Genomic DNA, 12,722 nt, shown 5'->3' on the forward strand with positions numbered 1-12,722 from the left:
ATTAATCCAAGTAATCTTTCAGCTTGCGGCTTCTGCTGGGATGTCGAAGCTTACGAAGCGCTTTCGCTTCTATCTGTCTGATTCGCTCTCTGGTAACATTGAATTCCTTTCCGACCTCCTCCAGCGTTCTGGCACGTCCGTCATCCAAACCGAAGCGAAGGCGAAGCACCTTTTGTTCTCTTTCCGTCAAGGTGCCAAGAACCTCCACAAGCTGCTCCTTTAATAAAGTAAAAGCCGCCGCATCCGCGGGGACCGGCACGTTATCGTCCTGAATGAAATCGCCCAGATGGCTGTCTTCTTCTTCGCCGATAGGGGTTTCCAAGGAAACCGGTTCCTGGGAAATTTTGAGGATCTCTCTTACCCTGTCCACCGGCATATTCATTTCCTCAGCTATTTCTTCCGGAGAAGGCTCTCTGCCCAATTCCTGAAGGAGCTGTCTGCTGACACGAATCAGCTTATTGATTGTCTCCACCATGTGGACAGGAATTCGAATCGTTCTCGCCTGATCGGCTATAGCTCTTGTAATCGCCTGGCGAATCCACCACGTCGCATAGGTAGAGAATTTGTATCCTTTTCTATAATCGAATTTTTCCACAGCCTTAATAAGGCCAAGATTGCCCTCCTGAATTAAATCGAGAAAAAGCATACCGCGGCCCACATACCTCTTGGCTATGCTGACAACGAGACGAAGATTCGCCTCCGCAAGACGCTTTTTCGCCTCATCATCACCCATCTCCATCTTCTTCGCCAGCTCGATTTCCTCCTCTGCGCTCAGAAGGGGAACCTTACCGATTTCCTTCAGATACATTCTGACAGGATCCTCGATGCTGATGCCATCCGGAACAGTAAGATCGATATTCTCCACATCGACCTCATCCTCCTCCGTGAGGATAATCTCCTCGTCATCCACGTCATCCTCCTCCGTGATGCGAAGTACATCCACGTTATTCTGTTCCAGAGTTTCCATTATTTTATCGAAATGTTCCTCTTCCAGCGCCATGTCGGCGAAGAAATCATTAATCTCCTGATACTCCAGTACATTCTTTTTCTTTTTAGCAGCGCCTAAGAGCTCCTTCAAATGCTCATCAAACTTTGCTTGTGTGTTTTCATCCATTTTAGGTTCCATCCTTCCTCATGTAGTCATAGTATTATCTTTAATCTAAAGAAATATGCGTTTTGCTAAGTTCTTCCAACGCTTTTTTTCCCGCAATTACCTGCTTTAACGAACTTACGTCGGCACCAAGCCTGCCGGAATAATATTCATAGCTATTCTTTTTTACAGTATAAACGATATCGTGGAAAGCCTTTTCCCTCTCCTGTTTCGTCTCCAGCTCCTCCAGCTTGGTATTAAAAAGCGCAGCCACCTCACGCTGGTCCTCTTCATCCGTAAAAAGGCTGATGATATAAGCCGGATTCAGCTTCCCCTGCTCCAGGCCCTCGAACAGCTTGTCCGCTACTTTCCGGTACAGCTCCTCCGTAAAATCCTCGGGAGATATATATTTTACAATTTTCGCAAATACCTCCGGTTCCTCCGCAATCCATGTGATAAGAAGCCTCTGTGACTTCTTCCGGTTCTCTTCCGGCGTATTCTTCTTCTCTACGATTCCGGACTTGGGGCGAACAATCGGACTTACCAGCCCTGTCTGCGCCGCATAGGAGGTTACCAGCTTCCTGAGATTATCAAAACCTATGTTATATTTATCCGCCACCGCTTCTATGTAATTCTCCCGTTCCACCTCCTCAGGAAACCCGCACAGCTTCTTTGCGATCTCCCTATGGAATTTGGTCTTGGATTCCGGGTCCTTTAGGTTATATTCCTTTTCCATGATGCGAAGCTCGAAGAAAAAACTGTTCTCCGCCTCTTCCATCCTCTGCCGAAACGCTTCCGTTCCCAGATTCTTAATGAATTCATCCGGGTCCTTATAGGGTTCCAGATTGAGTACCTTACCGCTCAAGTCCACTTCCTTCAATATGGAGATAGCCCGAAGCGCTGCATTCACTCCTGCTCCGTCGTTGTCATAGGCGAGCAGAACTTCCTCCGTATAACGGCGCAGAAGATTCGCCTGCCCTGCAGTAAACGCTGTTCCAAGGGAGGCTACCGCCTGTGTAAATCCGGCTTGGTGCATGGCGATAACATCCATATAGCCTTCGCAAAGAATAATGTTGCTCTGTCTGGAGGTTCTCGCGAAATTCAGACCGTACAAATTGCGGCTTTTATCAAAAATCATCGTCTCCGGCGAGTTTAGGTATTTCGGCTTGGCATCGCCCATCACGCGTCCGCCGAAGCCTATTACTCTATGATTGATGTCCTGAATGGGGAACATGACTCTGTTCCAGAACTTGTCGTGAACTCCATATTTCTCATCGAAACTCGCAAGTCCCGCTTCTTGTATCAGCTCGTCCTGGTAACCCTTGGTGCGCAGGTATTGTACCAAGTCGTTGCTGGATACATTGGAGAAACCCAGTCCGAACTTTTTCATCATCTCGTCGCTAAGCTGCCTGTCCGCCAAATAGCGGTAACCTATGCTGCCCCTTTGGGACCGGAGCTGATAATAAAAGTATTTCGCCGCCTCTTTATTCACTTCTAACAGCTTATTTCTTTTGCCTTCCTTTTTCTTTACCTCTTCCGAATATTCTATCTCGGGCAGATCCACCTTCACTCTGTCCGCCAGCATCTTAACCGCCTCAGGAAAAGTAAAGTTCTCATATTCCATAATAAAAGTAAATACATTTCCGCCCGCTCCGCAACCGAAGCAATAATACATCTGCTTGCTTCCCGAAACGGAAAAGGAGGGGGATTTTTCATTATGAAAGGGACAAAGACCGAAATGGCTGCTCCCTTTTTTCTGCAAACGCACATAACCGGAAATCACATCTACTATATCGTTTTTCAACCGTACTTCTTCAACTAACTCATCAGGATAGTACACGCTCATTTCCCTTCTTATCTGTAAATATATCTCAAAAAGTTATACGCCGCTTAAAGCTCAATAATGCCATGATTTCGGTATGAACAACTCTTCATATTTGGCAATGGCGAAGCGGTCCGTCATTGCTCCGATGAAATCGCACACGATAATCTGAGCAGGCTCCCCATACTCCTCCATCCGGGCGGTAAGATGCCCCGGAAGAAGCTCCATATGACGAAGATAATATTCATAAAGCGACTCCATCAGCATCTCTGCTTTCTTCTCCTCGCTCTTAGCTTCCTTGTTCTTGTACACTCGTTCAAACATGAATTCTCTCAGCTTCTTCATAGCCTCGGCTACCGGAGGCGACATCATGATATCGTCTCTGTCATAGCTGGTGGTTACCAAATCGTGAATGAAATGGTCCAGACGCTCTCCCGTGGTCTTTCCGATTACTTCTCCGATTTCCCCGGGAACATCGGACTCCTTCAAAATCCCGCCACGAATAGCATCGTCCATATCGTGATGGATATATGCAATCTTATCCGAAAATCGGACAATTTTTCCTTCCAATGTAAAGGGCATTCCCTTTGTCTGATGGTTGCGGATCCCGTCTCTGACCTCCTCCGTCAGATTAAGCCCCTGCCCATCCTTTTCTAAGCAGTCAACCGTACGGACGCTTTGTTCACTGTGACAGAAACCGTACGGGCACACTCTGTCAAGGGCACGCTCTCCCGCATGGCCGAAGGGTGTATGACCCAAATCGTGGCCTAAAGCAATGGCCTCTGCCAAATCCTCGTTCATACGAAGGGCCTTGGCAATGGTGCGGGCATTTTGAGATACTTCCAGTGTATGGGTCAGTCTCGTTCTATAATGATCGCCCTCCGGCGTTAAAAAGACCTGTGTCTTATCTTTCAGACGCCTGAATGCCTTACTATGCAGTATTCTGTCCCTATCCCGCTGATAGACCGGACGGATGTCACACTGCTCCTCCTCCCTCAGCCTGCCTCTGGAATTCATGCTTAATGATGCATAGGGACTTAAATATTCTTTTTCCCACTGTTCCATTTTCTCTCGAATCAAAATGGTCACCCGGCTTTTACCTCTACCTTTCACTGTCACACCAAAAACGTCCACTGTATTAAATATTCTCGGCCCGTTTAAAAATTCCTTTATTTTTTCTGTATTTTACAGTTATTTTTTTGTTTTGCACTTTAACGGCATATATCATAAATAAATTCCGCATTTTTATCCATAGCTTCATATGCTGTCTTAAAGGGCGACATTTGGAACACATGCCACATCCCTTTGAATATATCGATTTTCACAGGGACATTGGCCTTTACCATCTTCTTATGGAGCAAGGTGGCGTCGTTTAGCAGCATTTCATTATCACCCACCTGTATATAAGTCGAGGGAAAACCTTCAAAATCTCCAAAAACCGGAGAAATCAAAGGATTTTCCAAATCCTGGCCGGAGGCATAATTTTGTATCATCTGCCCGATATACTCTTCGCCCAGTACAGGGTCTACCTCTTTTTTATTCTCGTAGGACTTTCCGGAAGACGTAAGGTCTGTCCAGGGAGACATCAGAACAAGTCCTCTGGGCAGAAGTCTTTCTTCTTCTTTTAATTTAAAGGTAAGGGCGAGAGCCAGATTCCCTCCCGCCGAATCTCCCGCTATCACCACGTCCCGGGCTCCATAACCTAAGAGCATAAGATAGTCCCATGCAGCTACAGCATCTTCCACTGCCGCAGGATAAGGGTGCTCCGGCGCCAGCCTGTAGTCAAAGCTGAACACATCCATCGAGGTTGACATAGCCAGCTTTGTAGTCAAGGTTCTGGCATACTGACTGCTGCCTGTAGAGTAACCTCCGCCATGGCAGTATAGTATCACATGTTTTTTCATATGGGTTCTATTTACAGCAATCCATTCTCCGTACATCTCACCGACACGAACCGCCTTCACGGTAGTTTCCTTACTGTTTCCCAAAAGAGCGCCGAAATAATCCTGTGACTGCCTATGCTTCTCGATATCCGCATTTTCCACCACACTATGAACACGCTTGATAAGATTCATCAGATTCTGATTTCTTTTTTCCGTCCTTGCCATATGAATCGCCATACCTTTCTCATAGTCTGTTACTGTTCACTCCGTTCTCAGTAACTCATAGCAACCATAATCTATCATTTTTTTAAGTCAATTCTATCACATAATTTGCATTTTGTGGTATACTCTATACATTAGAGTATAAATCTTATCACTATTTTCGGGAGATATGTATGACCGTACGCAAGAACAAAACCACACTGCATAAAAAAGGCGAGAAACGGACCTGGTATAAGCTGGATCTGTCCGCCATCGTATATCCCACCCTTCAGCGTAAGGATTTCTCTTCTGTTTACCGGCTTTCCGTGGTGCTGAAGGAGACTATACGTCCCGATGTGTTGCAGCAGGCGGTGGATATTGCTCTGAAACGCTTTCCCACCTACAAGGTAGCAATCCGAAAGGGGCTGTTCTGGCGCTACCTGGAGCCGAACAACAGGCCTGGACCCTTCGTCCAGCCCGACATCAAAAATCCCTGCATGCCCATGCCTTTCAAGGCCAATAATCGCTATTTGATCCGAATCTATTATCACGAATGCCGCATCGCGCTGGAGGCACATCACAGCTTAGGGGACGGCAGCGGCGGCATGTGCGTACTGCAGACCATTACTGCGGTTTACTTACGTCTGTTAGGGCATGAGATTTCCTGCGGCGGCTTCGTTCTGGATGTGGATGGGGAGCCTGATCCCGAAGAGCTGGAGGACGCTTACATGCGTTACGCCAATGCGAAGGTATGTCCGCCTCGTCCCGGAGAAAAGACTTACCGGATACGCGGCACAAAGGAACCCTTTTATACGCTTAATATCATTGACGGTATCATGTCCGTGAAGGAAGTCATGAATGTTGCATCCAAATATCATGCTACGATTACGGAATATCTGAATTCCGCACTTTTATACGCTTTGCTGCAAAAGCAGGCGGACGAATGGCACTGGAAGCTGCGTCCGGTAAAAATCGCCATGCCCGTCAATCTAAGGCGCTTTTTCCCTTCCAAGACCCTGCGTAATTTCATAACCATGGTATATCCCTCCATCGACCCGAGGCTTGGGGAATATACCTTCGATGAAATCGTCGTACATGTACACAATTATATGCGTTATTATATCAATGAGAAATTTTTGAGGGGAGATATTACCACGAATGCGGCAACTCAGCGGAATCCGGTAATACGCGTCGTTCCTCTTTTTATCAAAGATTTTACCGTCCGCCTTTTTTACATGAAGATTCAGGATAAGAATTCTTCGGCAGGGCTAACCAATATGGGTGCCTTAAGGGTACCGGAAGATATGAAGCAGCATATCGAGCGGTTTGATATTTATATGGGACAACCCTTTTCCTCCCGTACCAACTGCGCTATTTCCAGTTTCGAAGATACCCTTACTATCAACTTCGCCAGCAGCATCATCGAGGCGGACGTGGAGAGGTACTTCTTCCGCAAGCTGGTTCAGGATGGAATTCATGTTAAAATAGAAAGCAACCGATAGGAGGTCATTATATGTCATATTGTGTAAATTGCGGCGTGGAATTGGACGCGGAATTGCCAAAGTGCCCGCTCTGCCATACGCCAGTCATCAACCCAAGCGAGCTGAAGGTAATGGAACGCCCCTCCTCTTACCCTCATGAAAAAGGGCAGGTGGAGGTCGTAAAAAGAAAGGATTTGGGAATCCTTTTGTCGGTAGTCCTCGGCGCTGCCTCTGTAAGCTGTGCGCTTCTTAATCTGCTGGTATTCAATAGCAGCATGTGGTCGCTGTTGATTATCGGTATATGTATTATTCTTTTCGTACTCGCTATTCCGGCCGTCATATACACGAAGCTGCCCATTTATCTATCACTTTTATTTGACGGAATTGCTGTCGGAGGGTATTTGTACATGATTACCTACCTTACCCCCTCTCCGGACTGGTTCTGGCTGCTCGCTTTGCCGATTACGGCATTAGTAACATTGTTGGTCGAAATATTTACTTTCCTGATTCGTATATTTCCCAATTCTTTCATTACTACGACGCTATACTTTTTCGCAGAAGTCGCAGTTCTATGTGCAGGCATCGAACTTCTCATTGACGGACTCCTGCAAAAACCGCTGGGCTTGTCATGGTCCGCCGTGGTTCTGACCGCATGCAGCATTATTGTTATTGCACTCATTACGCTTTTATCCAAGAGGCGTCTGCGCGATGAGGTCAGAAGAAGGCTGCACTTTTAAATATCATAGGAAATTCCGTATGAATTCCTATGAAAATCCATGCTTTTTCTCCGCCTCTTCGATGCTCTTATAACCATAGAATTTCGTTTCGTTCTCAATAATCTGCTTCTCCAGATTTTCGCCCTTTTTATAGGCTTCTTTCGTCTGGGCACATAACAAGCTTACCGTTTCCTCGGAATAGGTCAGAAGCTCTCCTCTGAAATAGCTTTCCATGGAAGAACCGCTTGCCAGAGAATCCTCCTGCGTCTTAGCCACTCTTCCTCTTTCCCTCAGATTAGGATAATGAGAAGTCATATAATCATCCCATTCCAGATGGATTGCCACCATCTCCTCCACCATCTCCTTTTTGCTTTCGGAAACTTCCGGTATATATTCTTTTACCCTCTCGTATTCCTCCGGATATGTAACCTCCATCATTCTCGCATATTTCTCGAACAGAAGGTTCCTTCCTTCTTCGTAAGCTGCTTTCAAATCCTCCATATAACTCAGTAGTATTTCGTCAGCATAGACCATCCACTGGCTCATTCTCATACGGAAGAATGTATCCGGATCCTCCTGGCAGGAAGCCCTTCCTCCGGTATTATAGACATTCTGAAACATATCCCATTCAATTTGTACAATATCAAAAATCAACTGTTCTCTTTCCGTAATTTCTGCCATCTGCTATCTCCTTGGATAAATTTTCATCGGTCTAGCTAATTTGAAAACGATGTACTAAGCTTGGACTCCGTAAATGTCAGCGGCTCATCGTATACTGCATGGCCGGTCTCTATCGTTTCCCCCTCTACTGTGATTCGAATGGATTCCGCTTCATATGCCTGCAAGAAGGTATCTGTAAGCGCTGCCATAATTACAGCTTCTCCGCTGCTGCCCATGGTCTTTAAATATTCCCCGAAGGCTTTCGAAAGGTCCAACTGAAGGAGACCGCTTTCCTCCTCCGCCTCAAAGCCGTTCACGCGTGTATCTATGGAAACGATGTTATGTCCCGCCAGATAGCCTATGATGGCATCAGGAGTTACTTCCTCTACAAGTACTGTCTCGGTTTCCAAACCGTCCGCCTTGCTGTTGCTGTAATAAATTACCAGCTCCTGCAAATTCTGTGAGTCGGTTACATCATTTTCGTATTCGACCGCACTTTGTAAATCCGCCGCTTTGCCGCTGCGTCCAGCTTCTCCGCTTTGCGCTTCGTTCTGCGGTATCGTCTCATCTGTTGTCTGCTCCATTTCTGAAGCCGCAGCCTGCTCTTGTGCCTGAACATCTTCTCTGAGGCTTATAAGCTCATCCACGATGCTTCCCATTCCGGCTTCGGCTCCTACCTCCTCCGGTGACACAGCAGAGGAATCCTCCGCCTGCATTACCTCCGGGACGGCCTCCTCGGAATTATCGGAATTGCCGCACGCCGCAAATGTCACGCCTACAAACAGCATTGCCAGTGTCATCCATTTTCTCTTTTTCATACTCTACTTCACTCCCTAAATCAGAGTATTGCCTTCTCGCATACTCTCCTCCCTGAGACCGCATTAGCCTCTGCGGTCATTCTTTGATTTATTTTACCATAGGACGGAGAAAAACGCAAAAATACACCTTCGACAAAAAATGCAGCCCAAAAGGCCGATCATTCCTTTTGACTGCATATTTCATCATGGGTAAGTATTGTGGACAGCGTATCGCCCAGCTGAGAAAAAATGGCCGCTAACATTGTGACCTCATCCTTGTCGCAGCAATTATTTATAGCGCAGGCAGCGGCAGAAATAAAAGTAACCAATTCACAAGAATTCATAATAACACCTCTACTACATGATATGAGGCATAATCGATTGTGATAACACAAAACTAAAACAGCTCAGTTGATTTACTGCTTGTCGAGCAGCTTGGTCAATTCTTCATCCAGCTTCTTTTTCAGCTCAAATAATTCTTGCTCGTCCGGCAGATACTCCTCCCCATACATTTCCGCTTTACTTAGTTTCCATACCGGGCCAGCCTCTGGCGTGTCTCCTCCTCTTCTCGGAAAAAAGTGCCAATGCATATGGACCGCATTCCCCGCGCCTAGTAATTCATAGTTGAGTTTATGGGGATGAAAGGCGTTGTATACAGCCTCTGCAACCAATGACATTTCCTGCAAAAACAGATACCTAAAGTTCCGATCTAAGAAATGCAACTCTGTCGCATGTTCCTTACATAGAAAGAGCGTATAGCCTTTAAATCTTTGATAATCACCTATAACCACATATCCTGTTTGAAGCTCTCGCACAAAATTAGGATTATTTCCTTGCAAAATCAACTTGATTCGCTCACATACCATACATTCGCACATTCTGTAGTCTCTTTCATATTTCTATTTTCTAATAGATTCCTAATGAAGTTCTGATTAAATGTCAACACTAGTATCACTCTCAGTTGCATCATTTATTTTCCGTATCACTCTGCAAGGGTTGCCCACTGCAACACAATTATCAGGTATGCTTTTTGTCACTACGCTTCCTGCACCAATAACGGTTCCCGCTCCGATAGTAACACCAGGCAAAATAATGACGCCACCCCCAATCCAGCAGCCATCGCCGATAATAACAGGAAGTGCATAGGTACGGCAGAAATATTCTTCGCTTTCAGGGCTCCAATCCGGAGTGAGCCTATCGCTAAGCTCTACCGGATGAGACGCTGTATATATCTGAACGTTCGAGGCAATAAGTACATTGCTTCCGATCGTTATCCTATTGCAGTCGACAAAGGTACAGTTCATGTTAATCGAAACATTACTTCCTATGCTGATGTTACGCCCGTAATCGCAGATAAACGGCAGTCCGACGGAAACATTTTCACCTATACCGGCAAATAACTGTTCCAACACTGCTCTTTTTTCTTTCTTTTGGCTGTATTCAAGAATACTGTACTCCTTCAGCAGCCGCCTTGCTTTTTCCTTATATTCAAAAAAAATAGGTGCATGGCAGTCGTACCATTCTCCGTTCAGACATTTTTCGAGTTCATCCTTCATAGGTAATCCTCCGTCTAAAATTCAAAATCTTCATAATCCTCCGGCAGAAATCGATGATATATCATATGGTTCTCCTCTACCGTAAAGCAATAATAATAGCTGTCCGGATGCTGGCCTTTGAAATAAATGAGATAATCGAATTCGCCGTTATTCGTTTTTTCATAATGAATATCTTGGGAATAGCTATAAAACACGTGTACGACATCTTCTATGGTACATCCATGTTTTTGTACAGCTTCCACCAAATCCCTTATAAACTCGTTCTTCCCCATGTTATCATGGATGCATTCAACTCCTTTTTCGGGAATGGCAAAGCAAAATCTTTCCTTTTCATTTGTGACTTGGATATCACCTAATTTATCTTTTACCCGCTCACAAAAGTCTTGCAATAATTCTTTCATTCGCCGAATGTCGTATTCTCCATCAAAAAAATGGTTCAATGAGCGCAGCGGATAGTACAGCCGCACCGTTTCCTTCCGGTATCCTAATTTGGCTTGCTCCTCTTTTATTATGTCAATTATATTTTTTTCAAGTTTCTCGTAGCTCATCCTGATTTCCTCCGGAAAAATCCCGATTTCATAAGCCTCTATTTCACCCTCATCGACAACATTTTAGTATGAGAAAAAATTCCCTGACTATTATCTCTGCGCTCTTATTTAACTCCTCTTCTCCGTTAAGACGAATTACTTTGCAAGGCAGTGAATCGGCCCATTCTTTATGTGTCTTCATGCATGGAGAACCGGCTGATCCGAAAATAATAATTCCCTCTGGCATCTTTACACCTTCTTTTTATCAACTCTGAGTTATTTCCATGCCTTTTTATTCTCACTTTTATAAAACCGGCAGCTATTAACCTTGCAATCCCCTTGACTGTCTATCCATATCCTCAACGACAATATCATATATCTCACCTAACGAAGAGCAATACTCCAATACCTTCCAAGGCTCATTTGTATGAAAATGTATTTTAATGAGCTCTTCATCTCCCACTGCCAAGAGACAATCCCCATTAAAATTGTTTGTAAAATAATCAGTAATGATATCTTCATCGAGATTTTTTCCTTCGATCAATAACTGTGTATCATATTTAAATTCCAACATTGTATTTCCCTCCATAAATTTATATTTTCAAGCAGATATGCATAGCTATTAGTCTTATCTCATGCCTTGTGAATCAATGCTTATATAAAGCGTTTGAAACACTTCCCGCTTAACCATATCGGCCTCATCTTTCACCTTCTATAACTAAGCAGTTTAATTACTCCTTATTTTTCATACTAATAACTGAATAAATTATAGCTCTGTTTAAGGCTTAAAGTCAAACAATACATACAGCGCTCGGCGCAGACAAGCAATACAGCATGCCAGCATTTATTATTGTGATCCAATGAGGAAAAGCGAATCAGCTTAGGCGTGGTTCCCTGGATGAGGTCAACCTGACGCCTAAGCCGATTCGCTATAACCGTTAACTATCTTATAAAAATCTCCTGCCGAACTGGAAATCAACCATATACTTTGTCATTATGATATGTAAAGTGAATATTAGTCATACAAACCGCTTGATAAATATCTTTCTCCTTTATCCGGCTGTATAAACACTATGTTTTTGTCTTTATACTCATCTTTTTTTGCAATTTGAACAGCCGCCCACAAGATTGCTCCCGCCGATATTCCAATCGAGAATCCTTCTGTCCTGGTGCAATATCTTGCCATCTCATACGCTTCATCATCCGATACGTCAATGACTTCATCAAATACATTTAAATCGAGCACCGCCGGAGGCGCTACCGGCCCGATTCCCTGTATCTTATGTACTCCCGGTTTGCCTCCGGATAAGATGGGCGATGCCGCCGGCTCAACAGCAATAATTTTAATATTGGGATTCTTTTCCTTAAGAAAATGTCCCGTTCCGGTAATTGTTCCTCCCGTTCCTATTGCTGCTAAAAACACATCCACCTTTCCGTCCAAAGCTTCCCAGATTTCAGGACCTGTCGTACAATAATGTTTTGCAGGATTATTGGGATTTTCCCCTTGTCTGATATACACTGAATTTTCTGTTTCAGCATGTATTTCTTCTGCTTTTTTATTGGAACCGGGCATATAGTCTTCTGCTTTTGTTAAAACTACCTCAGCACCATATCCCTTCAGTAGGCTGACTCTTTCTTTTGACATATTCTCCGGCATGCAGATAATAGATTTGTATCCCTTTGCAGCCGCGATGGCTGCTAAACCAATTCCCGTATTGCCCGACGTGCTCTCTATAATTGTCCCTCCCGGTTTTAGTTCTCCTGCTTTCTCAGCAGCTTCAATCATATTTATTGCAATTCGATCTTTGACACTTCCACCAGGATTATAACATTCCAGCTTACCAAACAGTCTTCCCTTTGTACCCAACTCCTTTTCGATTCTCTCATATTCCAATAACGGAGTATTTCCAATTAATTCTATAATGTTATGATAAACTTTACTCAAATTAAAATCCTTCTTTCTGTATTCTACACTTTATTCCGGCTCGC

Annotated in this window: 14 protein-coding genes; 2 read left to right on the plus strand and 12 right to left on the minus strand. The window is 44.5% G+C overall.

The window, feature by feature from the left end:
* Nucleotide 1: 1 nt before the first annotated feature.
* The 4 genes from rpoD to V6984_RS14890 all read right to left on the minus strand — a co-directional run bounded on the left by rpoD (nucleotide 2) and on the right by V6984_RS14890 (nucleotide 5,020).
* Complete coding sequence (gene rpoD, locus V6984_RS14875; protein ID WP_342756399.1) at nucleotides 2-1,114, minus strand: RNA polymerase sigma factor RpoD; 1,113 nt, start codon at nucleotides 1,112-1,114, stop codon at nucleotides 2-4.
* Between the two features lie 40 nt (nucleotides 1,115-1,154).
* The gene (gene dnaG / locus V6984_RS14880; RefSeq protein WP_342760020.1) at nucleotides 1,155-2,930 is read right to left on the minus strand and encodes a DNA primase; all 1,776 of its coding nucleotides are present in this window, start codon (nucleotides 2,928-2,930) and stop codon (nucleotides 1,155-1,157) included.
* 57 nt (nucleotides 2,931-2,987) lie between these two features.
* Entirely contained in the window at nucleotides 2,988-3,995 is a 1,008-nt protein-coding gene (locus V6984_RS14885; RefSeq protein WP_342760021.1) for a deoxyguanosinetriphosphate triphosphohydrolase, read from the minus strand.
* Nucleotides 3,996-4,123: 128 nt separating this feature from the next.
* Nucleotides 4,124-5,020, minus strand: a complete 897-nt coding sequence (locus V6984_RS14890) for an alpha/beta hydrolase (RefSeq protein ID WP_342756400.1) — start codon at nucleotides 5,018-5,020, stop codon at nucleotides 4,124-4,126.
* 170 nt (nucleotides 5,021-5,190) lie between these two features.
* Between V6984_RS14890 and V6984_RS14895 the strand changes: the two genes are divergently transcribed.
* Together V6984_RS14895 and V6984_RS14900 are read left to right on the plus strand one after the other, a co-directional pair.
* Nucleotides 5,191-6,498: an alcohol acetyltransferase gene (locus V6984_RS14895; protein WP_342756401.1), complete on the plus strand. Its 1,308-nt coding sequence runs from the start codon at nucleotides 5,191-5,193 to the stop codon at nucleotides 6,496-6,498.
* Nucleotides 6,499-6,509: 11 nt separating this feature from the next.
* On the plus strand, nucleotides 6,510-7,214 hold the full coding sequence (locus V6984_RS14900) for a DUF6320 domain-containing protein (protein WP_342756402.1): 705 nt from the start codon (nucleotides 6,510-6,512) through the stop codon (nucleotides 7,212-7,214).
* A 27-nt stretch (nucleotides 7,215-7,241) separates the two neighbouring features.
* On the opposite strand, the gene V6984_RS14905 is transcribed toward V6984_RS14900, so the two are convergent.
* The 8 genes from V6984_RS14905 to cysK form a co-directional block, all read right to left on the minus strand.
* Complete coding sequence (locus V6984_RS14905; RefSeq protein ID WP_342756403.1) at nucleotides 7,242-7,874, minus strand: DUF4125 family protein; 633 nt, start codon at nucleotides 7,872-7,874, stop codon at nucleotides 7,242-7,244.
* 35 nt (nucleotides 7,875-7,909) lie between these two features.
* Entirely contained in the window at nucleotides 7,910-8,671 is a 762-nt protein-coding gene (locus tag V6984_RS14910; RefSeq protein WP_342756404.1) for a GerMN domain-containing protein, read from the minus strand.
* A 158-nt stretch (nucleotides 8,672-8,829) separates the two neighbouring features.
* Nucleotides 8,830-8,994, minus strand: a complete 165-nt coding sequence (locus V6984_RS14915) for a DUF6774 domain-containing protein (protein WP_342756405.1) — start codon at nucleotides 8,992-8,994, stop codon at nucleotides 8,830-8,832.
* Between the two features lie 72 nt (nucleotides 8,995-9,066).
* Entirely contained in the window at nucleotides 9,067-9,516 is a 450-nt protein-coding gene (locus V6984_RS14920) for an HIT family protein (RefSeq protein ID WP_342756406.1), read from the minus strand.
* 66 nt (nucleotides 9,517-9,582) lie between these two features.
* Nucleotides 9,583-10,206 carry a sugar O-acetyltransferase gene (locus tag V6984_RS14925; protein WP_342756407.1) on the minus strand — a complete coding sequence of 208 codons (624 nt, stop codon included), beginning with the start codon at nucleotides 10,204-10,206 and terminating at the stop codon, nucleotides 9,583-9,585.
* A 14-nt stretch (nucleotides 10,207-10,220) separates the two neighbouring features.
* The gene (locus tag V6984_RS14930) at nucleotides 10,221-10,754 is read right to left on the minus strand and encodes a DUF3877 family protein (protein ID WP_342756408.1); all 534 of its coding nucleotides are present in this window, start codon (nucleotides 10,752-10,754) and stop codon (nucleotides 10,221-10,223) included.
* A 301-nt stretch (nucleotides 10,755-11,055) separates the two neighbouring features.
* Entirely contained in the window at nucleotides 11,056-11,307 is a 252-nt protein-coding gene (locus V6984_RS14935; protein ID WP_342756409.1) for a kinase to dihydroxyacetone kinase, read from the minus strand.
* A gap of 441 nt (nucleotides 11,308-11,748) precedes the next feature.
* A complete protein-coding gene (cysK, locus tag V6984_RS14940; RefSeq protein ID WP_342756410.1) occupies nucleotides 11,749-12,678 on the minus strand; it encodes a cysteine synthase A in 930 nt (309 codons plus the stop codon).
* Nucleotides 12,679-12,722: the final 44 nt, after the last annotated feature.

The sequence above is a fragment of the Kineothrix sp. IPX-CK genome (assembly GCF_039134705.1).
Classification (GTDB): domain Bacteria; phylum Bacillota; class Clostridia; order Lachnospirales; family Lachnospiraceae; genus Kineothrix; species Kineothrix sedimenti.

Excerpts from the sequence above, each read along its gene's own strand:
- rpoD (WP_342756399.1), bottom strand. The coding sequence starts at position 1,114 with ATGGATGAAAACACACAAGCAAAGTTTGATGAGCATTTGAAGGAGCTC.
- V6984_RS14890 (WP_342756400.1), bottom strand. The coding sequence starts at position 5,020 with ATGGCAAGGACGGAAAAAAGAAATCAGAATCTGATGAATCTTATCAAG.
- V6984_RS14895 (WP_342756401.1), top strand. The coding sequence starts at position 5,191 with ATGACCGTACGCAAGAACAAAACCACACTGCATAAAAAAGGCGAGAAA.
- V6984_RS14900 (WP_342756402.1), top strand. The coding sequence starts at position 6,510 with ATGTCATATTGTGTAAATTGCGGCGTGGAATTGGACGCGGAATTGCCA.
- V6984_RS14905 (WP_342756403.1), bottom strand. The coding sequence starts at position 7,874 with ATGGCAGAAATTACGGAAAGAGAACAGTTGATTTTTGATATTGTACAA.
- V6984_RS14910 (WP_342756404.1), bottom strand. The coding sequence starts at position 8,671 with ATGAAAAAGAGAAAATGGATGACACTGGCAATGCTGTTTGTAGGCGTG.
- V6984_RS14915 (WP_342756405.1), bottom strand. The coding sequence starts at position 8,994 with ATGAATTCTTGTGAATTGGTTACTTTTATTTCTGCCGCTGCCTGCGCT.
- V6984_RS14920 (WP_342756406.1), bottom strand. The coding sequence starts at position 9,516 with ATGGTATGTGAGCGAATCAAGTTGATTTTGCAAGGAAATAATCCTAAT.
- V6984_RS14925 (WP_342756407.1), bottom strand. The coding sequence starts at position 10,206 with ATGAAGGATGAACTCGAAAAATGTCTGAACGGAGAATGGTACGACTGC.
- V6984_RS14930 (WP_342756408.1), bottom strand. The coding sequence starts at position 10,754 with ATGAGCTACGAGAAACTTGAAAAAAATATAATTGACATAATAAAAGAG.
- V6984_RS14935 (WP_342756409.1), bottom strand. The coding sequence starts at position 11,307 with ATGTTGGAATTTAAATATGATACACAGTTATTGATCGAAGGAAAAAAT.